Annotated in this window: 19 protein-coding genes; 18 read left to right on the forward strand and 1 reads right to left on the reverse strand. The window is 53.4% G+C overall.

The annotated features are described in order from the left end of the window. Nucleotides 1-24: 24 nt before the first annotated feature. The 15 genes from MKX64_RS19615 (at nucleotide 25) to MKX64_RS19685 (ending at nucleotide 17469) form a co-directional block, all read left to right on the forward strand. Complete coding sequence (locus MKX64_RS19615) at nucleotides 25-978, forward strand: bifunctional riboflavin kinase/FAD synthetase (RefSeq protein ID WP_095397854.1); 954 nt, start codon at nucleotides 25-27, stop codon at nucleotides 976-978. Between the two features lie 183 nt (nucleotides 979-1161). Next, nucleotides 1162-1431, forward strand: a complete 270-nt coding sequence (gene rpsO, locus MKX64_RS19620; RefSeq protein ID WP_095265693.1) for a 30S ribosomal protein S15 — start codon at nucleotides 1162-1164, stop codon at nucleotides 1429-1431. A 294-nt stretch (nucleotides 1432-1725) separates the two neighbouring features. Then, nucleotides 1726-3825: a polyribonucleotide nucleotidyltransferase gene (gene pnp / locus MKX64_RS19625; protein ID WP_095265692.1), complete on the forward strand. Its 2100-nt coding sequence runs from the start codon at nucleotides 1726-1728 to the stop codon at nucleotides 3823-3825. Between the two features lie 156 nt (nucleotides 3826-3981). Beyond that, on the forward strand, nucleotides 3982-4962 hold the full coding sequence (locus MKX64_RS19630; protein ID WP_095397855.1) for a polysaccharide deacetylase family protein: 981 nt from the start codon (nucleotides 3982-3984) through the stop codon (nucleotides 4960-4962). A 101-nt stretch (nucleotides 4963-5063) separates the two neighbouring features. Then, nucleotides 5064-6329 carry a M16 family metallopeptidase gene (locus MKX64_RS19635; RefSeq protein WP_095265690.1) on the forward strand — a complete coding sequence of 422 codons (1266 nt, stop codon included), beginning with the start codon at nucleotides 5064-5066 and terminating at the stop codon, nucleotides 6327-6329. After that, entirely contained in the window at nucleotides 6307-6753 is a 447-nt protein-coding gene (gene dut, locus MKX64_RS19640; protein ID WP_176475488.1) for a dUTP diphosphatase, read from the forward strand. Before MKX64_RS19635 ends, dut begins: the two co-directional genes overlap by 23 nt. A 247-nt stretch (nucleotides 6754-7000) precedes the next feature. After that, complete coding sequence (gene dpsA, locus MKX64_RS19645) at nucleotides 7001-7897, forward strand: dipicolinate synthase subunit DpsA (protein ID WP_095265689.1); 897 nt, start codon at nucleotides 7001-7003, stop codon at nucleotides 7895-7897. Further along, nucleotides 7897-8493, forward strand: a complete 597-nt coding sequence (locus MKX64_RS19650; protein ID WP_095397856.1) for a dipicolinate synthase subunit B — start codon at nucleotides 7897-7899, stop codon at nucleotides 8491-8493. The genes dpsA and MKX64_RS19650 overlap by 1 nt, the downstream gene beginning before the upstream one ends. A 189-nt stretch (nucleotides 8494-8682) precedes the next feature. Continuing rightward, nucleotides 8683-9897: an aspartate kinase gene (gene dapG, locus MKX64_RS19655; RefSeq protein WP_095265687.1), complete on the forward strand. Its 1215-nt coding sequence runs from the start codon at nucleotides 8683-8685 to the stop codon at nucleotides 9895-9897. A gap of 44 nt (nucleotides 9898-9941) precedes the next feature. Next, a complete protein-coding gene (gene dapA, locus MKX64_RS19660) occupies nucleotides 9942-10823 on the forward strand; it encodes a 4-hydroxy-tetrahydrodipicolinate synthase (RefSeq protein WP_341037106.1) in 882 nt (293 codons plus the stop codon). 200 nt (nucleotides 10824-11023) lie between these two features. Further along, entirely contained in the window at nucleotides 11024-11497 is a 474-nt protein-coding gene (tnpA, locus tag MKX64_RS19665; protein WP_341035207.1) for an IS200/IS605 family transposase, read from the forward strand. 306 nt (nucleotides 11498-11803) lie between these two features. Next, a complete protein-coding gene (locus tag MKX64_RS19670; protein WP_095265685.1) occupies nucleotides 11804-13483 on the forward strand; it encodes a ribonuclease J in 1680 nt (559 codons plus the stop codon). 249 nt (nucleotides 13484-13732) lie between these two features. Further along, a complete protein-coding gene (locus tag MKX64_RS19675; protein WP_341037108.1) occupies nucleotides 13733-14503 on the forward strand; it encodes a ClpP family protease in 771 nt (256 codons plus the stop codon). Then, complete coding sequence (locus MKX64_RS19680; RefSeq protein WP_095397859.1) at nucleotides 14500-14742, forward strand: YlzJ-like family protein; 243 nt, start codon at nucleotides 14500-14502, stop codon at nucleotides 14740-14742. Before MKX64_RS19675 ends, MKX64_RS19680 begins: the two co-directional genes overlap by 4 nt. 60 nt (nucleotides 14743-14802) lie before the next feature. After that, on the forward strand, nucleotides 14803-17469 hold the full coding sequence (locus MKX64_RS19685) for a DNA translocase FtsK 4TM domain-containing protein (RefSeq protein WP_445670846.1): 2667 nt from the start codon (nucleotides 14803-14805) through the stop codon (nucleotides 17467-17469). Between the two features lie 156 nt (nucleotides 17470-17625). Here the strand turns inward: MKX64_RS19685 and MKX64_RS19690 are convergent, their stop codons facing one another. Then, complete coding sequence (locus MKX64_RS19690; protein ID WP_341037114.1) at nucleotides 17626-18510, reverse strand: helix-turn-helix transcriptional regulator; 885 nt, start codon at nucleotides 18508-18510, stop codon at nucleotides 17626-17628. Nucleotides 18511-18676: 166 nt separating this feature from the next. On the opposite strand from MKX64_RS19690, the gene uxaC reads away from it, so the two are divergent. Genes uxaC through MKX64_RS19705 form a run of 3 tightly spaced genes read left to right on the forward strand, consistent with a single transcriptional unit; the run spans nucleotide 18677 to nucleotide 23120 of the window. Further along, nucleotides 18677-20110, forward strand: coding sequence for a glucuronate isomerase (gene uxaC, locus MKX64_RS19695; RefSeq protein WP_341037115.1), 1434 nt, complete (start codon nucleotides 18677-18679; stop codon nucleotides 20108-20110). Beyond that, nucleotides 20110-21615 (forward strand): tagaturonate reductase, encoded by a 1506-nt coding sequence (locus tag MKX64_RS19700; protein WP_341037116.1) that lies wholly within the window; start codon nucleotides 20110-20112, stop codon nucleotides 21613-21615. The genes uxaC and MKX64_RS19700 overlap by 1 nt, the downstream gene beginning before the upstream one ends. Further along, complete coding sequence (locus MKX64_RS19705; RefSeq protein ID WP_341037118.1) at nucleotides 21612-23120, forward strand: UxaA family hydrolase; 1509 nt, start codon at nucleotides 21612-21614, stop codon at nucleotides 23118-23120. The genes MKX64_RS19700 and MKX64_RS19705 overlap by 4 nt, the downstream gene beginning before the upstream one ends. The last annotated feature ends 126 nt before the right edge of the window (nucleotides 23121-23246 follow it).

Genomic DNA, 23246 nt, shown 5'->3' on the forward strand with positions numbered 1-23246 from the left:
ATATGGACTGGTGGTGAGAAATTCGTGAAAGTGGTTTCCCTATCCTATCCGATTTCATCGGAATTGAAACAGCAGCTCGGTCAGCCGCAAATTGCGGCGATCGGCCAGTTTGACGGGCTGCATCTGGGACATGCGAGCGTGCTGTCCACAGCGGTTCGTCTGGCCCGGGAAGAAGGCGTTCCGGCCGCGCTCATTACCTTTTACCCGCATCCGAAGGATGTGATTCGCAAAGGGAGCTATGAGGGCTATCTGACGCCCCAGCCGGACAAGGAAGCACTGCTGGCCGATATGGGCATCGACATCCTCTATGTGGTTGAATTCAACGAAGCGCTGTCCAAGGTAAGTCCGGAAGCATTTTTTACGGATGTGCTGCTTCCGCTTGAACTGAAAACGGCCGTGGTCGGATTTGATTTCCGCTTCGGTCACAAGGGCCAGGGTGACGCCGACATGCTGGCAGAGCTGGGCAAGGGTGCGATGAAAGTCATTACGATTCCGCCGTTTTTGATGAGCGGAGAGAAGGTGGGGAGCTCCTCCATCCGAACAGCGCTGAAGACGGGACAGCTGTCGGATGCCAACCGGTGGCTCGGCCGCCATTACCGCATCCGCGGCAGTGTTATTCACGGGGAGAAGCGGGGCAGGCTGATCGGCTTTCCGACGGCGAATCTGGAGCTGGCTGAGTCCTATGTCGTGCCTGCGCTCGGCGTATATGCCGTATTTGCACAGATTCCCGGCGAGAACCGCCGCATTCCGGGCGTGATGAATGTCGGCGTCAAGCCAACTTTCCACGAAGGGATAACGAAGCCGGTTTTTGAAGTGCATCTGTTCGATTATGAAGCAGATCTGTACGGCCAAATGCTGACCGTCGATCTGGTGTCCTACATTCGCAAGGAGCATAAATTCGAATCGGTGGACGAGCTGGTGGAGTGGATTAACCGCGATGCAGCGGAAGCCCGCACAATTTTAAGCGAGTCCGAATAATTGTTTTCCTCGTGCGGCGGATGAAGCATGTTTTTCTTTCGTTTTGATTTTCTTTTTTGGGCAAAGTATGCTATACTCGTAGAGGTTGCCGGAAAACACGGCAATTATAACCTTGGCTTGGATGCTTGATCTCACCGTCGGTATACTCGGCCAATGGCGATTATGATGAAGGAGGTGAACAGGATGGCATTGACTCAAGAACGTAAACAACAACTGATTGACGAGCACAAAACTCACGAGTCCGATACAGGATCTCCAGAGGTGCAAATCGCTATCCTAACGGAAAATATTACGAACCTGACTGACCACTTGCGTACTCACAAGAAGGATCATCACTCCCGCCGCGGATTGCTGAAAATGGTCGGTCAACGCCGTAAATTGCTTGCATACTTGAAAAACAAGGATGTTACCCGTTACAGCGCTTTGATCGAAAAGCTTGGATTGCGTCGCTAATCATCCATACGATGTGCGTAAAAGCAGCCTGGTTGTCCACTGTCCTTCCTGGAACGACAGCGGCGCAGCCGGGCTCTTTTCTAAATTTTTTGGTTTTGCCTGTTGATAGGAGTTGTTATGTCGGCTGAATCTGCTGGTTGATGAAACGTTTTGTGTGCTGTATTTTACATATGAGAACCAGAATCGCTATCGTTTCGGCTGCAACGAACAATCCTATTTTATGAACATTCATAATAAAGGCAATACTTAACACTTGAAGGAACAAAAAATACTGTCCCCACGAGGAGGGATTATATGGAAACCCGTGTTGAAATGCAGCTCGGTGGAAGACCGCTGGTTCTTGAAACCGGACGTCTGGCCAAACAGGCGAATGCGGCGGTCATGGTGCGCTACGGCGAAACGGCTGTACTGTGTACGGTGACGGCTTCCAGCGAGCCCAAAGATCTGGATTTTTTCCCGTTGACTGTTAACTATGAGGAAAGACTGTACGCTGTCGGCAAAATTCCGGGCGGATTCATCAAACGTGAAGGAAGACCGAGCGAGAAAGCGATTCTTGCCAGCCGTCTGACAGACCGTCCGATTCGTCCATTGTTCCCGGAAGGCTTCCGGAACGATGTGCAGGTGCTGAACCTGGTCATGAGTGTCGATCAGGATTGTGAACCGGAAATTGCAGCGATGATCGGAACTTCGGCGGCGCTGAGCATCTCGGACGTGCCGTTTAACGGACCGATCGGCGGCGTGGCCGTGGGCCGGGTGAACGGAAACTTTGTTGTGAACCCGACGATTGCGGAGCAGGAGGCAAGCGACATTTATCTCGTCGTTGCGGGTACGAAGGACGCCATCATGATGGTTGAGGCTGAAGCGAACGAGGTTCCTGAAGAAGTGATGCTGGAAGCGATTATGTTCGGGCATGACGAGATCAAGAACATCGTGGCGAAAATCGAGGAATTGGTGGCTGTTGCCGGCAAAGAGAAGATGGAAGTCAAGCTTCATGCCGTTGACGAAACGGTGAATCGCGAGGTGCGCGAATTTGCGGGCGCTCGTCTGGTTGAGGCAGTCCGCATTGCCGAGAAGCATGCGCGTCAGGAAGCGATTGATGCCATCAACGAAGAGGCGTATGCCCATTTTGAAGAGAAATATATCGAAACACCAGAGCTGCTGAAAGACGTGAAAGAGGTTCTTCACGATATTGTGAAGGAAGAAGTTCGCCGTCTTATTACCCATGACAAAGTTCGTCCGGACGGACGCGGTCTGTCCGAAATCCGGCCGATCGAATGCGATACCGGCCTGCTGCCGCGTACGCACGGTTCAGGGCTGTTCACGCGCGGTCAAACTCAGGCGCTCAGCATATGTACGCTTGGCGCGCTTGGCGACGTGCAGATCCTCGATGGCATCGATCTGGAAGAAACGAAACGCTTCATGCACCATTACAACTTCCCGCCGTTCAGTGTCGGCGAAGCTCGTCCGCTTCGTGCACCGGGACGACGCGAAATCGGTCATGGCGCATTGGGCGAGCGCGCCTTGTCCAAGGTGATTCCTTCCGAGGTGGATTTCCCTTACACGATCCGTCTCGTATCCGAAGTGCTGGAGTCTAACGGTTCGACTTCGCAGGCGAGCATCTGTGCCAGCACGCTGGCGATGATGGACGCAGGCGTTCCGATTAAAGCGCCGGTTGCCGGGGTAGCGATGGGTCTCATCAAAGACGGAGATCATGTGTCCATTCTGACAGACATTCAAGGCATGGAAGATCATCTGGGCGACATGGACTTCAAGGTGGCAGGTACGCCGGATGGGGTTACGGCGATTCAGATGGATATCAAAATCGACGGCATCGACCGCGCGATTCTTGAGGAAGCGCTGGAGCAGGCGAAGGAAGGCCGCATGTTCATCCTTGGCAAAATGATGGAAGTGATCCAGAAGCCGAGAGAGACGCTTTCCCAATATGCGCCTAAAATCATCACCATGCAGATTAACCCGGATAAAATCCGTGACGTTATCGGTGCTGGCGGTAAAATCATCAACAAAATTATTGAAGAAACCGGCGTAAAAATCGACATTGAGCAGGATGGCCGCGTATTCATCGCCTCTTCCAACGAAGAGATGAACCGGAAGGCGCTGTCGATTATCGAAGGTATCGTCCGCGAAGTTGCCGTAGGTGAAATCTATACCGGAACGGTAAAACGGATCGAGAAATTCGGCGCGTTCGTAGAAATTCTTCCGAATAAAGATGGGCTGATTCACATTTCCCAGCTGTCCACCGAACGGGTGGCGAAAGTGGAGGATGTGGTGTCTATCGGCGATGTTGTGACGGTAAAAGTAACCGAGATCGATCAGCAAGGCCGCATCAACCTGTCGCGCAAAGCCGTGCTGACAGCCGAAGCGAGCAAAAGCTGAGGCCTGCTGAATTCGGATCAACCGCATCAAGCTTGTACCAGCGTAGAAAAGAGACAGAACTGATTTCTGGCTCTTTTTTTGCGTTTAAGGACGTATTTAATGACCGATTTTTTCATAAAATGGGACAAAGCTTCTCAAAGAGAGGGGATCAAGCCCATGAATCGGAAAAAAATAACGGTGCTCCTGTCTGGTGCCGCAATGGTATCGGCTCTTGCTGTGTTCAGCGGAGCCTGGGATTATGTACAGGGAATCAGCGCCTATCCAGCCAGTGGGATCACCGCCAAACCAGAGCGGAAGAGCGAAGTCCATCTGGAGCTGTTAAATACGATTGAAGCGGAGGCTGCCAAGGTGAGGGTAGAGCCGCAGGATGCTAGAGTGGACAGCGTATGGAAGGCGATCCCCGGCTATAACGGCCTTGAAGTTGATGTGGAGGCGACCTATGAGCAGGCTGTGCAGCAGTATAAGCCCGGAAGTCCGATTACCTACATATATCGCCAGATCCCTGCCAAAGTGAAGCTAGACGATCTGGGCGTCCATCCGATCTACCGCGGCAATCCGAACAAGCCGATGGTTTCCTTGATGATCAATGTGGCCTGGGGCAATGAGTATTTGGTCCCGATGCTCAATACGCTGGATGAGGAGAACGTAAAGACGACCTTTTTCCTGGACGGCAGCTGGCTCAAAAAGAACCCGGAGCTGGCAGCGGAAATCGTCAAACGCGGTCATGAGGTCGAGAATCATGCTTACTCGCATCCGAATATGAGCTCCTTGAGCCGCGCTCGCGCCGAGCTCGAGATCGCCAAAACGCAGCAGCTGCTAAAGGACAGCCTTGGTGTAGAGAACAAGTGGTTCGCTCCGCCTTCCGGCGATTTCAACCAGCAGACGGTCGAAATTGCCCACGCCCGTGGACTGAAAACGGTGCTGTGGACGCTGGATACGGTCGATTGGAAAAAGCCGTCTCCGGAATCGGTCGTTCATAAAATCACAACCAAGGCCGAGCCGGGATTTCTCATTCTGATGCATCCGACAGAGTCGTCCTCTAAAGCACTTAAAGCCATGATTCAAGGCATCCGCGCCAAAGGGCTTCACATCGGCACGGTCAGCCAGACGCTGTCCCCGGAGCGGATCATGCCCTAGCGGTTGAGCGGCAGAGGCAAGTTTGATAAAATGTATGGATGGCATTAGGTAAATCGAGCCATTGGAAGTGAACCTTGGCGGAACAATTAGGGGGGCCTATCATGAAAAAAATACAGCTGTCTAACGGCCTGAGAGTTGTTATGGAGCAAATCCCGACAAGCCGCTCGGTCTCATTCGGCATCTGGGTCAAGACCGGATCGAGGAATGAAACCCCCGAGATCAACGGGATTACGCATTTTATAGAGCATATGATGTTCAAAGGCACCGAACGCTTCGACGCGCGTGCCATTGCGGAGCAGTTTGACGCCATTGGCGGGAATGTGAACGCATTTACGGCCAAGGAATATACTTGCTACTACGCCAAAGTGCTGGATGAGCATCTGCCGATTGCGGTGGATGTATTGTCCGATATGTTCTTTCATTCGAAGCTGGATTCGGAAGAGCTTGCCAAAGAGAAGAACGTCATCCTGGAAGAGATTGCGATGTATGAGGATACACCGGATGATCTGGTGCATGATCTGATGTCGCTGTCCGTCTACGGCGGCCATCCGCTGGCCTATCCAATTCTCGGCACGAAGGATCGGCTGGAGGCGATGGACTCTGAGGCGCTTAAAGCCTACATGACAAGCCATTATACAATTGACAACACCGTCATCTCCCTGGCAGGCAATATTGATGAGAGCGTAGTGGAGCTGCTGGAGCGGCATTTTGGCCAGTTCTCCAACCGCGGGACGAGCGGGCCGCTGGAAGTTCCTGTATTTCAGGACGGAATCGAGTTCCGGAAGAAAAAAACCGAGCAAAATCATATTTGCATGTCATTTCCGGGCCTGGCCATCGGAGATGATCTTCAGTATGCCATGGTGCTGCTCAACAATGCCATCGGCGGTGGCATGAGCTCGCGCCTGTTCCAGGAAATTCGGGAGAAGCGCGGACTGGCCTATTCGGTCTACTCTTACCACAGTTCCCATGCGGACAGCGGCATGTTTACCATTTACGCCGGAACGGCGCCGAAGCAGACGAAGGACGTCCTCGAACTGACCAAGGAAATGCTGTTTGATCTGGCAACGAACGGGATGCAGGAGGAGGAGCTGCGCAAAGGCAAGGAACAGCTGAAGGGCAGCCTGATTCTGAGCCTGGAGAGCACCGGGAGCCGCATGAACCGTCTGGGCAAAAATGAGCTGATGCTCGGCCGTCACTACAGCCTTGATCAAGTGATCGAGCGGATCGAAAAGGTCAGCATGGACGACATTGATGCGGTGCTTGACCGGATGTTCGGAACGCCATATGCGCTGGCCATGGTCGGAACGACAGACAAGGCATTAAACACACTTAGGAGGAATGAATTTGTTGCACTACGTTCAAATTAACCGATTGCCCGGAAACGAGGATATCAAGCTGCCTGTCAAAATGTCAGAGCTTGCGGCAGGCTTTGATCTGCACGCCGCCGTCGAGGAACCGGTTGTGCTCGCGCCAGGAGAGCGCAAGCTGATCCCGACCGGGTTCGCCATCGCGATGCCGGGGGAGCTGGAGGCGCAGATCCGTCCGCGAAGCGGGCTTGCATACAAGCATGGCATTACATGCTTGAACGCGCCGGGAACGATTGATGCGGACTATCGCGGGGAAGTCAAGGTGCTGCTCATCAATCTGGGGCAGGAGCCATTCACTATCGAACGCAACGAACGGATTGCCCAGATGGTGTTCAAGACGGTGCCTGCCGTCGAGTTTGTGGAGGTGGATGAACTGTCCGATACCGTGCGCGGAGCGGGCGGATTCGGACATACCGGCAAATAAGGCGGATCGTTATAAGGTCATAAAACGTATGCCTGCGTGTCGAATGCACTCATGGGTTAGAGTTTATATAATGAATTTACGGCGCTCGCGGTTGTCGCTTCAACCGTGAGCGCCGTTTTTATATTGGCGCAGCTGTTATCGAACGCTTCCAAATTCAACCAATATCACACTCATCTTTCCTCACCACCTCTTAGGCTTCGGCATAAGATGGTTTATACGATGGTTGAAGAAAGGAGCGACGCCTTCCATGCTGACTGGAATCCGGACCGTCTTTGTAGGAGGAGACGCCAGGCAGATCGAGGTTATACGTAAATGTGCGGATATGGATGCCTCCGTCAAGATAGCCGGTTTTGAGAAACTGCAGGAGCCATTTCAGGGAGTCACGAGGGAGCCGCTGACGCCGGAGTTGCTGGCAGAAGCGGATGCCCTGGTGCTGCCTGTCGTGGGATGTGATGATGAAGGACGTGTCAGCGCGTTATTTTCGGAAGGTCCTTTAAAACTGCAGGAAGAACATATTGCAGCTATGCCTAAAAACGGTGTGGTATACACGGGCATGGCCAAACATTATTTGCGCACATTGTGCAACAAATACCGAATTAAGCTGGTGGAAATTTTGGAACGTGATGATGTTGCCATCTACAACTCGATTCCGACGGCGGAAGGAGCCCTCATGATGGCCATCCAGAATACGGATTTTACGATTCATGGTTCAACCAGCATGGTTCTCGGTATGGGCCGGACGGGATTTACGATGGCGCGCAGCCTTCAGGGACTGGGTGCCACAGTCAAGATGGGAGTACGGAAATCAGAGCACTTTGCCAGAGCCGAGGAGATGGGCTGGAAGCCTTTTATGATCAAGGATTTGGGGAGCGAAGTGGTCGATGTTGACTTGCTTTTTAACACGATTCCAACTATGATAGTCACAGCACAAATCATCTCGAAAATGCCTCGGGAGGCTGTCATTATTGACCTTGCCTCCGCACCCGGCGGCTGCGATTTTCGCTATGCCGAGAAACGGGGAATCAAAGCAATGCTGGCACCCGGATTACCCGGAATCGTGGCTCCCAAGACGGCTGGAATCATTCTGGCAAACGCGCTGGTGGAGCTGATTTCTGAAGAAATCAAGATTCGGGGGGAAGCGTAATGGATTGGAACGGCAAGACGGTAGGTTATGCGCTGACAGGTTCGCACTGTACGCTGGAAGAGGTTATGCCGCAGATTCAGCGGTTCAAGGACGGCGGGGCGAATGTGGTTCCGATCGTATCCAGCACAATCATGACAACAGACACGAGGTTCGGCACTTCGCTCAGCTGGCAGAAACAGTTGAAAGATATAACCGGGAATGATATTATTTCTACAATTGTCGACGCCGAGCCGCTTGGCCCATCCAAGCTGCTGGATGTGATGGTAATCGCGCCATGCACGGGCAACACGACCAGCAAGCTGGCCAATGCGATGACCGACAGCCCGGTGCTGATGGCGGCCAAGGCCCAGATGCGGAACGGCAGACCGCTGGTGCTGGCCATTTCGACCAATGACGGGCTCGGATTGAATGCGGCGAACATTGCGAAGCTGCTCGTTACGAAGAACATTTATTTTGTTCCGTTCGGCCAGGATGATCCTGTGAAAAAGCCGAATTCGCTCGTGGCGAAAATGGAGCTTGTACCGGAAACATGCTACGCGGCGCTTGAAGGAAAACAGCTTCAGCCGCTTTTGATTGAGAAATTTCAGTCGGCATAATTCCCTATCGTTCGACAATGGGGTAAAATGATAACTGCGTGTTCCGTTCATGAGGGTGAGGTTTCGTCATAGAGCGGCAAACTATAGATTATAGATACATGAAACGGTCAGGCTCAAGCAGCCGGCCGTTTCAATTCGGTCGGCCCGCCTTTTTTCGTCTTTTGGGCACCTATAAACGGAGGAATATTTATGCGTATCTTAGTACAAAAATTCGGCGGCACTTCCTTGTCCACACCGCAAGCGAGATCGCGCGTCATCGGTCATATCCAGCGCGAACTTGCCAATGCGTACAGGCTGGTCGTCGTTGTATCAGCCATGGGACGCCGCGGTGAGCCTTACGCGACAGATACGCTGCTTAACTGGATCGAGCAGAACGGCAACGCGCTTCCTTCGCGTGAGAAGGATATGCTGCTATGCTGCGGGGAGATCATATCGGCATCTACCCTGTGCAGCCTGCTATACAGTGAAGGCATTACGGCGACGGTGCTTACCGGAGCGCAGGCCGGATTTACAACAGACAGTCAGCATGGCAATGCGCGTATTGTGGACGTGCGGCCCGAGAGAGTCATCAAGGAACTGGAGCGGTATCAGGTAGTGATTGTGACCGGGTTTCAGGGGCAGACCGAAACGGGGGATTTCACCACCCTCGGCCGCGGAGGAAGCGATACGTCCGCTACGGCACTCGGAGCCGCCCTGCGGGCCGAGATGGTTGATATTTATACCGATGTCAATGGCATTCTCACAGCGGATCCTCGAATCGTGGAGGATGCCAAACCATTAAGCTATGTCAGTTATACGGAAATATGCAATATGGCCCATCAGGGAGCCAAGGTCATCCATCCCCGGGCAGTGGAAATTGCGATGCAGTCCCAAATTCCGGTCCGGGTTCGCTCAACATTCACAGATAGTGAAGGGACGCTGGTGACCCAGCCCGAAGGCTTCAGGGACGTGCAGACCGGCATCGTGGACCGGTATGTGACTGGGATCGCTTATGTAAGCAATATTACGCAAATTTCGGTGGAAGGTGATCCTTCGGAAGGACTCCAGCTGAAGGTGTTCAAAGCGATGGCTGAACATTCCATCAGCGTTGATTTTATTAATGTTACCCCTACCGGGGTACTTTATACCGTGTTTGACAGCGATTCTGAAAAAGCGATCGAGGTGCTCCAAAAGCAAAATCTGAAGCCAAAAAGTCTGTCCGGATGCGCCAAGGTGTCCGTCATCGGCGGCGGCATCAACGGGGTTCCCGGCATCATGGCCAAAATCGTGGAGTCGCTTAGCGAGCACGACATTCCGATACTCCAATCGGCAGATTCCAATACAACGATTTGGGTACTCGTAAAGAAAGAGGACATGGCTCAGGCCCTCCGTGCACTGCATAGTAAATTTGAACTTCACCGGTAGGGAATCGATTTACCGGCAACAACCGTTTTCAAGGGGGAATCAAGGTGGATTTCGGAAGATTAATTACGGCCATGGTCACGCCTTTTCGCGGGGATGGCTCCATTCATTGGGACGAGACGGCTAGGCTTATCGATCATCTGATTGAGGACCAGAAGTCGGATGCGCTGGTCATTGCAGGTACGACAGGCGAATCGCCGACGCTGACAGAAGAGGAGAAGCTGGAGCTGTTCCGCTTTGCGGTCAAACACGCTGCCGGAAGAAGCAAAATCATCGCCGGCACGGGCAGCAACAACACGGTCCATTCCATTGAACTAACCAAAAAAGCGGAGCAGTGCGGCGTGGATGGCATTCTGCTCGTAACGCCTTATTACAACAAGCCGAATCAGGAAGGGCTGTACAGACATTTTGAAGCGGTCGCCGCTGCGACCACGCTGCCTGTGATGCTGTACAATGTGCCTGGACGCACAGGCATCAGCTTGAGCGCAGCAACGACGCTGCGTCTGGCCCAGATTCCGAATGTGGTAGCCACGAAGGAATGTGCCTCGATCGATCAGGTAACGGTGATTGTTGCCGGGGCTCCGGAAGGCTTTATCGTCTATTCCGGCGATGATTCAGCAGCGCTGCCGGCGCTTGCGGTCGGTGCTTATGGCATCGTCAGTGTCGCCAGCCACGTGGCCGGCGCACAGATGAAAGCGATGATTCAAGCTTATGTCGATGGACAGGTAAAGGAAGCCGCTCGGCTTCACCAGCAGCTATTCCCGCTCTTTAAAGGGCTGTTCGAATGCCCGGAGCCGCTCCCGAACCCGGCGGCCGTTAAGTACGCGCTTGTGCAAAGAGGGTACCAGGTCGGAGACGTTCGCCTGCCGCTTGTAGCGCCAACTGAACGCGAGGCAGCCTTTATTAACCACTTGTTGTCCAATCTGTAATTGCATATGGAGATAGGAAGCCGCTCGTCTGTTTGGACGGGTGGCTTTTTCGTTTATGGCTTTAGCCAGTTGAGCTCGCGAAGCGTGCGAAACAAAAAACCACCCGCTATGCGGGTGGAGGGATCGAGGGTTTGACCATCCAGACCATTCCGATAAAATTGAGATGTTCAGGCTCAATAAAATGAAAGGAATGGTCTTAGATGGCAAACAAGAGCTATAGTCTAGCTCACACGAAGTGGATGTGCAAGTACCACATTGTGTTCACCCCGAAGTATAGACGGAAAGAGATCTATAATCAAGTGAGAAAAGATTTAATCGAAATCTTCAAACGATTGTGTAAATACAAGGGAGTAGAGATCATAGAAGGCCACATGATGCCAGATCATGTACATATGCTGGTAGCCATTCCCCCAAAGATATCAGTATCATCGTTCATGGGATATCTGAAGGGAAAAAGCTCACTTATGATATTCGAGAAGCATGCCAACTTGAAGTATAAGTATGGCAATCGAAAATTTTGGGCGGAGGGATACTACGTCAGTACAGTAGGATTGAATGAGGCAACCGTCGCAAAATATATCCGTGAACAAGAAGCACATGACCAAGCAATAGATAAATTGAGTGTGAAAGAGTATGAAGATCCATTTAGCAGAAACAGTAGCAAAAAGAAGTAAACCCGTTTAACGGGTAAGTGAAAGTGACAAATTACACTGAGCCTGAACAATTTTATTGTCAGGCTAGCGTCTTTAGGCGCAGTTTGGCAACAAGGGGTTATACCCCAAGAGCAAACCACCCGTTGGACGGGTGGTCATGATTTAAAAGAGCTGTACAAGGGCATCCTAAAGCACACGGGATCGGCTGACTTGTGTTTTCACTTTTTCTTCATGTATAATGAGTTCAAGTGACTGGGTGCGGTATTTTTTTGAAATTTAATATAACGATTAGAACGACGTCCAAAAACTTTAGGAGGGTTAGAACTTTTGTCAAAGAAAATTAGCAGCGATAAACTATCGATTTTTGCCTTGGGCGGCGTCGGTGAGATCGGGAAGAACATGTATGTTGTCCAATATGCCAACGACATCGTTGTCGTGGACGCGGGATTGAAATTTCCTGAGGAGGATATGCTGGGCATTGATATTGTTATTCCTGATATCAGCTATTTAACGGAGAATCGTGACAAAGTGAGAGGCATTTTGCTTACCCACGGTCATGAAGACCATATCGGCGGACTGCCTTACGTATTGAAACATTTGAATGTACCTGTGTACGGGACGAAGCTGACGCTTGGCTTGGTTGAGAACAAGCTAAGAGAAGCCAATTTGCTGGGAGAGACGAAGCGGATTCTGATTCATGCCGATTCCGAAGTTGAGCTTGGCAGCACGATGAAGGCTACGTTCTTCAGAACGAACCACAGCATCCCGGATTCCGTCGGAATCTGCATCGAAACACCGGAAGGCAATGTCGTTCATACGGGGGACTTCAAGTTTGACCATACCCCGGTGAATGATCAATATGCCGACCTTCAGCGTATGGCTGAAATCGGAAGCAAGGGCGTGCTTGCACTCCTGTCCGACAGCACGAACGCGGAAAAACCCGGGTTCACACCTTCGGAGCGAAGTGTGGGCATCGTTCTGGAAGACATTTTCCGCAAAGCCGAGCAGCGTGTCGTTATCGCGACCTTCGCTTCGAACGTTCATCGGATTCAGCAGGTCATTAATGCAGCGGAGTCGTCGGGCCGCAAAGTAACCGTCATTGGACGAAGCATGGTGAATGTCGTCTCGATCGCAGCAGAGCTGGGGTATCTGCACATCCCTGACGGCATGCTTATCGAGCCGGAAGAAGTGAACAAGATGGCTGCTGACCGGGTGGTCGTGCTTTGCACAGGCAGTCAGGGCGAGCCGATGTCGGCGCTGACCCGCATGGCCCGCTCGACGCATCGCAAGGTGGATATACTGCCAGGCGACACCGTCATCATAGCGGCAACTCCGGTTCCGGGCAATGAGAAATATGTGGGCCGGACGATTGACGAATTGTTCCGTCTTGGTGCTGATGTCATCTACAGCGGCTCCAATTCCGGCGTTCACGTATCCGGACACGGCAGCCAGGAAGAGCTGAAGCTGATGCTCAACCTGATGAAACCGCAGTTCTTTATTCCGATTCACGGTGAATACAGAATGCAGCGGCGTCACGCACTGCTGGCGGAATCCGTTGGAGTGGATCCGGACAATATCTTCATTACCGACATCGGTGAAATTGTCGAGATTCAGAACGGATCAGCCAGAAAAGCAGGCAAGGTTACCGCCGGTAACGTTCTTATTGACGGACTGGGTGTAGGTGATGTGGGCAATATCGTGCTTCGCGATCGCAAGCTGTTGTCCCAGGACGGCATTCTGGTTGTCGTGGTAACGTTAAGCAAGCAGAGCGGAGCGATCGTATCCGGCCCTGACATCATTTCCCGCGGTTTTGTATACGTACGGGAATCCGAAGGGCTTCTGGACGAGGCGAACCGCATCGTATCCAGCACGCTTCAGAAGCTGATGAGCGAGAATGTGAACGAGTGGGCGTCTCTGAAGACAAGCGTGAAAGACGCTTTGGGCCGCTTCCTGTATGAACAAACTCGCCGCAGACCGATGATCCTGCCGATCATCATGGAAGTTTAATTGACATTAAGCTTCATTCGTCTGCAGCTAATGAGCACAATTGTATAACTAGGCACACAGTCGCCTCTTCTCGCAGGTAATATGGACGGTTCCTGCGAGAGGAGGCTTATTTGTTGTGTGATGGAATTTTGCGGAGGAATTCATGTTCCCGTGCTGTCCCAGGCATAAAACGGTATGGCCATTTGCCATACTAAGACGTAGCCGTGATGAACGGCCCTGACTATATAAAGACAAGGTAGGGATCAGCACATGGACAAAGAGCGGACGCAAACAGATCGCAACATCGGGATGAATGGAGCGCCAGGCAATCCGCCTGTGGGAACAGAGGAAGGGAAGAAGGCAACCGTGGCTGAAGCTATTCAGCAGCTGGGACAGACGGCGGTGCCTGGCAGCGCGGATTCCAACATATTTTGCATGACGATTATCGGTCAAATCGAAGGGCATATTGTGCTTCCCCCTCAGAACAAATCGACCAAGTATGAGCATATGATCCCTCAGCTGGTGGCCGCCGAGCAAAATTCGCGGATTGAAGGATTGCTGATCATTCTTAATACGGTAGGCGGGGATGTAGAGGCTGGCCTGGCCATTGCGGAGATGATTGCTTCTCTTAATAAGCCGACGGTGACGGTAGTCATTGGCGGCGGCCATAGCATCGGCGTGCCGATTGCGGTAGCGGCTGACTATTCGTATATCGCGGAAAGCGCAACGATGACGATTCACCCAATCCGGATGAGCGGCTTAGTGATCGGTGTTCCGCAGACGTTCGAATATATGGAGAAGATGCAGGAGCGCGTCGTCCGTTTTGTCACAAGTCATTCGAAAATAACGGAGGATCAGTTCAAGGATTTGATGTTCAAAACCGGCGAATTAAACCGGGATATCGGGACGGCTGTATCGGGAGCGGATGCGGTTAAGTTTGGATTGATGGATGAAGTAGGCGGCATCGGGCAGGCGCTGAACCGGCTGAACAGCATGATTACGGAACGCAAATCGGCGCAGGCGGGAGGCATTACCCAATGATCTGGTATAGCATTGTACCTGAGGAGATGCTGTGGCAATTTGCGCCTCCAGCCGAGCCGATGCCACTGAAGGAAATCCGGCTGGGAGGCGTGCTGATGGAGGTCGAGCTGCTGGGTGAGGAGCAGGCGCGAATCGTGCGGCTGCTGGATTGCGAGCTTCACCATTACTTGAATCCGGATTATGCGCCGGGGCGCATGATTCGGTATATTCCGACATTGGAAAATGATTCGAAAGGCTGAAAACAGAACATAGGTACGCCACCGAATATATGATATAATATGGATTCGGGGGTGACTCTTTTGGCAAAACGTAGGAGAAAAAAGAAGCCGATATTTGCAGCTGTACTGAAATATGAAATATATGGCATCGTTCTGATGACCTTGGCGGTGATCGCGCTGTCGGGAGAAGCTCCTGTCGGGCGTTCGCTCTCGAAGATGTCGGCTTACTTGCTCGGCAAGTATTATTTCATCATCCCCCTGATTGCCATTTACTACGGATTGATGGTGATGATTCATCGAAAATGGCCGCGCCGCTGGAACAGCAGGAAGACGGGTGTTCTTATTCTTGTTCTGTCGCTGACGTTGATGAGCAGCATATCGGGACTTGAATCCAAGCTGGCTCCGATTGGTCAGCTGACCGGTTCCAATGTGCTGAGCCAGATACATAGTGATTTGCAGGGTGAGCTTATTGGCGGCAAGCCGGCAGACGGATCTCATCCTGTTATGGGTAAAGACATCAGCGGCGGATATGTCGGCGCTTTGCAATTTGCGTTACTGCTGACGCTGTTTGGCAGCATAGGGGCAAGACTGATTATGATTGTGATGCTGTTTATCAGCTTTATGCTAATTACAAATCTGTCCTACGTCGATCTGATGCGGATGTTCCGCGTCCGGGTGGCGAAGGCGGGACAGCGAATCCAGAAGCAGCTGAACGCGCATCAAACGCGGAGCAAGGCAGCAGCGAAAACATCTGCGAAACAGAATATCAAGCTGCCGGAGGATTATGACGATGACGAAGCGGATGATCTCGAAGATCTGGAGCAGCTGAAGCTTCCGAAGCGAAAGGGGACATTCCCGATCTTCCACATCTTCAGCAAAGAGAAGCGGCCTGCTTCTGCTTATGCTCCCGAGGAGGACGAGCTGGAGGGCGGGCCGCCGGTTTACACGACCGGAGGCGAGGTCGGCGCGCCTGGAGCCGCGGATGCGGTTGTGTTCAGCCAGACTGAGCCGGAAACGGCCACTCCTGATATGGGCACGGCTTCGCCTTCTTCACCGATCATTCGCGACTTCTTCGAGCATGTGAAGCAGGAAGGGAAAGGCGAGGAAGAGGAAGTCGATGACCTGGAGCTGCCACCCCTCTCCTCCGAGAGCCCGGCTGCGGAAATACCGGGAGACATCGGAGTGGATGAGGTGGCTTATGAAGAGCTGCCAGCAGATGATGAGGCCGGTCATCATGAGGCCGGGCAGCAGGCGGAGGCAGCCGCTGCCGGCGGCAGTGGGGAAGAGAGCGGCCAGGCAGCCGCAGCTGCGCCGGTGCCGCCGCCGAAGCCATACAAGCTGCCGCCGTTCCGCCTGTTATCCAAGCCTAAAAATGGCGGCAAGGCGGGCGACCAGAGCGACTATATGCAGACAGCCCGCAAGCTGGAGGCGACGCTGGAAAGCTTCGGCGTAAGGGCCAAGGTGCTGGAGGTTGTCCGCGGGCCGTCCGTTACCCGTTATGAAATTCAGCCGGATATCGGGGTGAAGGTGAGCCGCATCGTCAATCTGACCGATGATATTGCGCTCGCGCTCGCGGCTAAGGATATCCGGATGGAAGCGCCGATCCCGGGCAAATCGGCGATCGGAATTGAGGTGCCGAACCATGAGGTGTCCATTGTAACCATGCGAGAGGTGATGGAGACGCCGGTGTTCCAGGAAGCGGAATCGAAGCTGTCGATTGCCTTCGGGCGGGACATCTCGGGGCAGACGATTGTCGGCAACCTAGCCCGAATGCCACACTTGCTTGTCGCCGGGGCAACCGGCTCGGGCAAATCGGTGTGCATCAACGGCATTATTACCAGCATTCTGTACAAGGCCAAGCCGGACGAAGTGAAATTTCTGATGGTTGACCCGAAGATGGTCGAGCTCAACGTATATAACGGGATTCCACATCTGATGGCTCCGGTGGTGACCGATCCGAAGCGGGCTTCATTGGCACTAAAGAAGATCGTCGTTGAAATGGAGAAGCGTTATGAACTGTTCTCCAAATCCGGGACGCGTAACATTGAAGGCTATAATGCATTGATGAAGGATAATCCGGCAGCTGTTCTGCCTTACATCGTAGTGATCGTGGACGAGCTTGCTGATTTGATGATGGTGGCGGCCAACGATGTGGAGGACGCGATTACCCGCCTGGCCCAAATGGCCCGGGCAGCGGGCATCCACCTGATCATTGCAACCCAGCGGCCGTCGGTTGACGTCATTACTGGCGTGATCAAAGCCAACATACCTTCCCGGATTGCCTTCGGCGTATCTTCCCAGGTCGATTCCCGGACCATTCTGGATATGGCCGGGGCCGAGAAACTGCTTGGCCGGGGGGACATGCTGTTCATGCCGATGGGCTCATCCAAGCCGATCCGCGTGCAAGGGGCATTCATGAGCGATTATGAGGTGGAGAACATCGTCAACTTCGTCCGTGATCAAGGACAGGCGGAGTACGATGAATCGATCGTGCCGGAGATTGATGACAGCGCATCGGCCGAAGATGAAGAGCTGGATGAGCTGTATGATCAGGCGGTGACGATTGTGCTTGAGGCCAAGCAGGCTTCGGTATCGCTGCTTCAGCGGCGGATGCGGGTGGGTTACACCCGTGCCGCCAGACTGATCGATTCCATGGAGGCGCGAGGAATCATCGGTCCGTATGAAGGCAGCAAGCCGCGCGAGGTGCTGATGTCACTGGAGCAATACCAGCAAAACCGAATCAGTTGATCTGAATCTTGAAAGTAACCGCTCTTTGCGGGAGTGGACACCGACGTGTCCCTCCCCAAGGGGCGGTTTTTTCATATGTATGACCCGATGCATGTTTCCCTCGGCAGAGCTGCCATGGATAGATCGATGGGATGCGGCAGCCGGGGGCTTTTCAGTTTAGCCGGCGCCGCTTCCTTTGCGGTACTTGCTGGCGGTCATGCCCATCATTTTCTTGAAGGTGCGGTCAAAGTGCGTGAGGCTTTCAAAACCCACCGCTTCCGCAATGTCCACAATTTTCATGTCCGTATCATTCAGCAGCTGCTGGGCTACCCGGATGCGGGTCAGATTGACGTAGTTGATGATCGTGAACCCGGTAATTTCTTTAAAGATGCGGCTTAAATAGTATGGACTTATATAGAATGTCGATGACAAGGCGTCGAGCGTAATTTTGGACGAATAAAACGTATGGATGTGCTTGACGATGTCGGTTATTTTCTGGTGCAGCGGATTGTTGGAAACCGGTGCCGGGGCTGGCGCCGAATCCAGCATGCGGCCTGCTCGGATCAGCAGTTCTGTCAGCAGAATGCGAAGCATGTGCTCATACGCCGGTGCCTGTTCTGCAATTTCCTGCTCCATCTTGTGAAATAGCGACCGCATGATCTGCTGCTCGTCGGGACTGAGGCGAAGCAGCGGGCGGTCAAGCTTGAACAGGCTGAGCAGGCCCGGCGGCTGAAGCGGCTGGCTGGCGCTGACGAAGTTGTCGGAAAAGTTGATGACGATCCGCTCATGCTCCGGGTCCCCGAGCCCCGATGTTTTATGCACATCAAACTTGTTGATGAATACCAGATCCCCGGCTTGAATGGCATACAATTTCTCCTTGATAAAATAATGCCGCTCTCCCGACACCAAATAAAACACTTCATACGTTCCGTGATAATGGTTGTTTCGTTCGAAAGGTTCGATTCGGTGTACGCGATCGTAATAAAACTCGCCTTCTTCTTCGCCAAATGTCATTGCGTTTGCTTCCATATGAGGCATCTTTCCCATCATTCCTGATTTCATCGGCGCTGCTCCTTTCCTTACGTGAAGACGTGCCTGAACAACTCTAGTGTACCAAATTATAGGAAAGCAGGATATGTTGAATTACAGCTGATATGAGCAAAAAAAGTGAAGTTTTACAACTGATGATGCTATATGATGGAGGTAACTTTATAGGGGTGGTGAACCGATGAAACCATTTATGGATGAGGATTTTATGTTACACAGCCGCACGGCCCAGACGCTGTACCATGAGCATGCTAAGAAGATGCCGATTATAGACTATCACTGTCATTTAAGCCCGCAGTTGATATACGAGAACCACAGGTTCCGCAACCTAACCGAAGCGTGGATCGACGGTGATCATTATAAGTGGCGCGCGATGCGGGCCAACGGGGTAAGGGAAGAGCTGATTACGGGCGGCGGTGGAGCAAGCGATTATGACCGCTTTCTCGCCTGGGCCAAGACGGTACCGATGACGCTGGGCAATCCGCTGTTCCATTGGTCGCATCTGGAGCTTCGCCGCATTTTTGGCATTGACGATATCATCAGTGAAAAGACAGCGCCGCACATCTGGGAGCAGGCCAACGCGCGATTGGCCGAAGCCGATATGACGACCCGAGGGCTGATCAAGTCCAGCAATGTGCAGGTGGTGTGTACAACAGACGATCCAACCGACACGTTGGAGTACCATATCAAGTTGTCCAAGGAGGATGCGCCGGGCTTTCGGATGCTGCCGTCATTCCGTCCGGATAAGGGGCTCGAAATCAACCGGGATACGTTTGTGCCTTGGGTGGCTAAATTGGCGGAAGCTAGCGGCATCACGATTTCGGACTATGATTCGTTTCTGAAGGCCCTTGAGAGCCGGGCACAATTTTTCCACTCCGTTGGCGGACGGGTATCCGACCATGCGCTGGATTATGTGCCTTATGCCGAGACGACGCAGGAAGAAGCGGGCGCTATTTTTCTGAAAGCGCTTCAAGGTTCCGGGGTTAGCCGGGAGGAAGAAGTGAAGTACAAGACATTCACGCTGCTCCATCTAGGCAAAATCTATGCCCGGCTTGGCTGGGCGATGCAGTACCATATCAATGCACAGCGGAATAACAATACCCGCATGTTCCAGACGCTCGGCCCGGATACAGGATATGATTCCATCGGTGACGCGCCGCTCGCAACGCCGCTTGTTCGGCTGCTGGACCGTCTGGATCAGGACCAGGCTCTGCCCCGGACGATTCTGTATTCTCTCAATCCAAGAGACAACGACATTCTCGCCGCGCTCATTGGCAGCTTCCAGGGTGACGGCATCCCGGGCAAAATCCAGTTCGGTTCGGCCTGGTGGTTCAATGACACAAAGGACGGCATGATCGACCAGATGAGCAAGCTGGGGAATATGGGGCTGCTCAGCCGTTTTGTCGGCATGCTGACCGATTCCCGCAGCTTCTTGTCCTACACCCGCCATGAATATTTCCGCAGAATCGTGTGCAATCTGCTCGGCGACTGGGTGGAGCGCGGCGAGGCACCGCATGATCCGGCGTGGCTGGGTGAGATGGTCCAGGCGATCTGCTACAACAATGCAGAAGCCTACTTCCGGTTCGGAGCATCCGATGAGGCTGGTGAGTCCTGATGAAGACAGACGCAGGAAGAAGTCAGCTTGGCCGTCATGCGCTTGAAGGAACGGACGCTGCCCGCCAATATGATGAGCTGAAGACATACCCGGTGAAGGTGCTTCAGATCGGAGAAGGCAATTTTTTGCGGGGATTTGTGGACTGGATGGTGGATGAGTGCAATCGGAAAGGGCTGTTTCGGGGAGGGATTGCCGTTACGCAGCCAAGGCCTTCCGGAAAGGCCAAGCTTGAACAGTTGGCATCCCAGGACGGGATCTATACGCTGCTGACCCGAGGCCTGCTTGGCGGGAAGCGCATCGAGGAAGAGCGACTAATCACCGTCTTCTCACGGATGATCGATCCTTATTCAGCATGGGCGGAGTTTCTCGGACTTGCCGAAAGTCCCGACCTGGAGATCGTTGTATCCAATACAACGGAGGCGGGGATCCGCTATGAACAGGTTGCCTGGAAGCCGGAGGAACCGATCGCTTCGTTTCCGGGCAAGCTGGCGCTGCTGCTGTACCGGCGATATGAGCATTATAAGGGAGATCCCGCCAAGGGCTTGCTGATCCTGCCGTGCGAGCTGCTGGAGCGCAATGGCGATGAGCTGCTGCGCATCGTTCTTCAGCATGCCGAGGATTGGAAGCTGCCCGCGCCGTTTTCGAGCTGGGTGAGGAATCACAACCGGTTCTTGAACAGCTTGGTGGATCGGATCGTGACCGGATTTCCGGAGCAGGCGGAGGCTTATTATGACAGGTGGGGATATGAGGACCGGATGCTGAATGCGACGGAGCCTTATCATTTCTGGGCGATTGAAGGGGAGCCGGCGCTGGGGGAAAGACTGCCTTTTCATAAGGCTGGCCTGAATGTGCAATGGGTGGATGATCTGACACCGTTTCAGACGCGTAAAGTCCGTCTGCTCAATGGTACCCACACACTCATGGCCGCGATTGGACGGATCCACGGCGTGGACGAGGTGAAGCAGGTGACGGAGCATCCGGTATGGGGCCCGAAGCTGAAGGCCGCCATGGAGCAGGAGCTAGTCCCTTCCGTGCCGATTTCAAGAGAGGAAGCGCTCGGCTATGCCGAGTCCGTATGGGAACGGTTCCGGAATCCATTCATTCGCCATAAGCTGGCCGACATTTCCATGAACAGCATGTCCAAGTTCAAAGTCCGTCTGCTTCCCAGCCTGAAGGGTTATGTTCAGCTGCATGGCGTGATCCCGCCGACCATCGCGGAAGGGCTGGCCGCATTGATCCGCTTGTACGACGTCATCCGGACGGATGGTGAGTGGCTCGGTCAACGGCTGGACGGCCAGCGCGTGCCTGTGAAGGATGATGAGGAAGCACTGGCCCTGTTCGAGGGCGCCTGGGCTCGTTATCGCAGCGGAGAGCTGGAGCTGTCCGGCCTGGCCAGCGATCTGCTCGGGTCGGAGAAGCTGTGGGATGAGAATCTGAACGCCATAACCGGACTGCATGAAGCGGTGTGCGGCTATCTTCAGGAAATGGAGCTGGTGGAACGATGAACGATATGATCGTGCTTCATCCGAAAGATGATGTTGGTATTGCGCTTAAGCCTCTGGCTGCGGGCGAGCATGCGCGCTGCGTCATCGATGGCAAGGAGCATGCCTTTGAGGCGCGGGAAGACATCCCGAAAGGGCACAAGCTGGCGCTGCGTCCGATCGAGAAGGGCAGCCATGTCATCAAATTCGGCTATTCGATCGGTGTGGCAACGGCGGCGATTGAACCCGGCAGCTGGATTCATACCCACAACTTGAAATCGGGCCTGTCCGGCAAGCTGGACTATGAATACCGTCCCTCCTCTTCGCAGACCGTGCAACCGGCCCTTGGGGAGCGGCGGACCTTTCAAGGCTATATTCGGGAAGATGGCGAGGCGGGCATCCGCAACGAAATCTGGATTATAAATACGGTGGGCTGCATCAACAAAACCTGTGAACTGCTGGCGCGAATGGCCAATCAGCAGTTTAAAGACCGCGGCATTGACGGGGTGTATCACTTCCCGCATCCGTATGGCTGCTCCCAGCTTGGGGATGATCTGCAGCATACGCAGCAGCTGCTGGCTTCCTTGGCGAAGCATGGCAATGCGGCTGGCGTGCTGATCATCGGTCTCGGATGTGAGAACAACCAGATTGACGAGATGAAGGCGCTGATCGGCCCGGTTCCTCCGGGACGGGTGAAGTATCTCAGAACGCAGGAGATCGAGGATGAGCTGGAAGCGGGTCTGGAGCTTATTGAAGAACTGGTCGACTATGCTGAGCAGTTCAAACGGACTGAGGTGCCGCTGTCGAAGCTGAGGGTCGGGCTTAAATGCGGCGGCTCGGATGGGCTGTCAGGCATTACAGCGAACCCGCTTGCCGGGCGAATTGCTGACGCCGTCACCGCGCAAGGCGGGACCGCCCTGTTAACCGAGGTGCCGGAAATGTTCGGCGCGGAGACAATTCTGATGGAGCGGGCGGCTGACCGTCAGGTATTCGAGGATATTACGCAGCTTATTAACGGGTTCAAGGAGTATTTTATCCGTCATGGGCAGGAAGTGTATGAGAATCCGTCACCGGGGAACAAGGATGGCGGCATTACAACATTGGAGGAAAAATCGCTCGGCTGCACACAAAAAGGCGGTCGTGCCATCGTCACCGACGTGCTCAAATATGGGGAAAGATCCGTGAAAACCGGTCTCAATCTGATCGAAGCGCCGGGGAACGACCTCGTATCGGTAACCGCGCTGTCTGCCGCTGGCGCGCATCTGGTGCTGTTTACGACAGGCAGAGGCACCCCATTCGGCGGTCCGGTGCCGACCGTGAAAATCTCCACCAATTCGCAGCTTGCCGCGCGGAAATCGCATTGGATCGACTTTAATGCCGGCGTGCTGCTGGAGGGGAGCTCGATGGACCAGGTGCAGGAGGAACTGCTCGATTATATCATTGACCTGGCCTCGGGAAGCCGCAGAACGAATAACGAGAAGCATGAGTTCCGGGAAATATCGATCTTCAAGGATGGTGTCATTCTGTAGCGTTCATGTAGGAAGGTAAATACTGGTTTGTGGTTATGTGTACCCTCGTTATGTGTACTATCACTGAATCATCAGCAGCGGGCACCATGCATCAATGAAGGTCCTGCATCATACGAAGAAGCGAAG

Source organism: Paenibacillus sp. FSL M8-0334 (genome assembly GCF_038000405.1).
Lineage (GTDB): Bacteria > Bacillota > Bacilli > Paenibacillales > Paenibacillaceae > Paenibacillus_AQ > Paenibacillus_AQ campinasensis.

Coding starts and splice junctions, on each gene's coding strand:
- rpsO (WP_095265693.1), top strand. CDS start 1,162: ATGGCATTGACTCAAGAACGTAAACAACAACTGATTGACGAGCACAAA.
- pnp (WP_095265692.1), top strand. CDS start 1,726: ATGGAAACCCGTGTTGAAATGCAGCTCGGTGGAAGACCGCTGGTTCTT.
- MKX64_RS19630 (WP_095397855.1), top strand. CDS start 3,982: ATGAATCGGAAAAAAATAACGGTGCTCCTGTCTGGTGCCGCAATGGTA.
- MKX64_RS19635 (WP_095265690.1), top strand. CDS start 5,064: ATGAAAAAAATACAGCTGTCTAACGGCCTGAGAGTTGTTATGGAGCAA.
- dpsA (WP_095265689.1), top strand. CDS start 7,001: ATGCTGACTGGAATCCGGACCGTCTTTGTAGGAGGAGACGCCAGGCAG.
- MKX64_RS19650 (WP_095397856.1), top strand. CDS start 7,897: ATGGATTGGAACGGCAAGACGGTAGGTTATGCGCTGACAGGTTCGCAC.
- dapG (WP_095265687.1), top strand. CDS start 8,683: ATGCGTATCTTAGTACAAAAATTCGGCGGCACTTCCTTGTCCACACCG.
- tnpA (WP_341035207.1), top strand. CDS start 11,024: ATGGCAAACAAGAGCTATAGTCTAGCTCACACGAAGTGGATGTGCAAG.
- MKX64_RS19675 (WP_341037108.1), top strand. CDS start 13,733: ATGGACAAAGAGCGGACGCAAACAGATCGCAACATCGGGATGAATGGA.
- MKX64_RS19680 (WP_095397859.1), top strand. CDS start 14,500: ATGATCTGGTATAGCATTGTACCTGAGGAGATGCTGTGGCAATTTGCG.
- MKX64_RS19690 (WP_341037114.1), bottom strand. CDS start 18,510: ATGAAATCAGGAATGATGGGAAAGATGCCTCATATGGAAGCAAACGCA.
- uxaC (WP_341037115.1), top strand. CDS start 18,677: ATGAAACCATTTATGGATGAGGATTTTATGTTACACAGCCGCACGGCC.
- MKX64_RS19700 (WP_341037116.1), top strand. CDS start 20,110: ATGAAGACAGACGCAGGAAGAAGTCAGCTTGGCCGTCATGCGCTTGAA.
- MKX64_RS19705 (WP_341037118.1), top strand. CDS start 21,612: ATGAACGATATGATCGTGCTTCATCCGAAAGATGATGTTGGTATTGCG.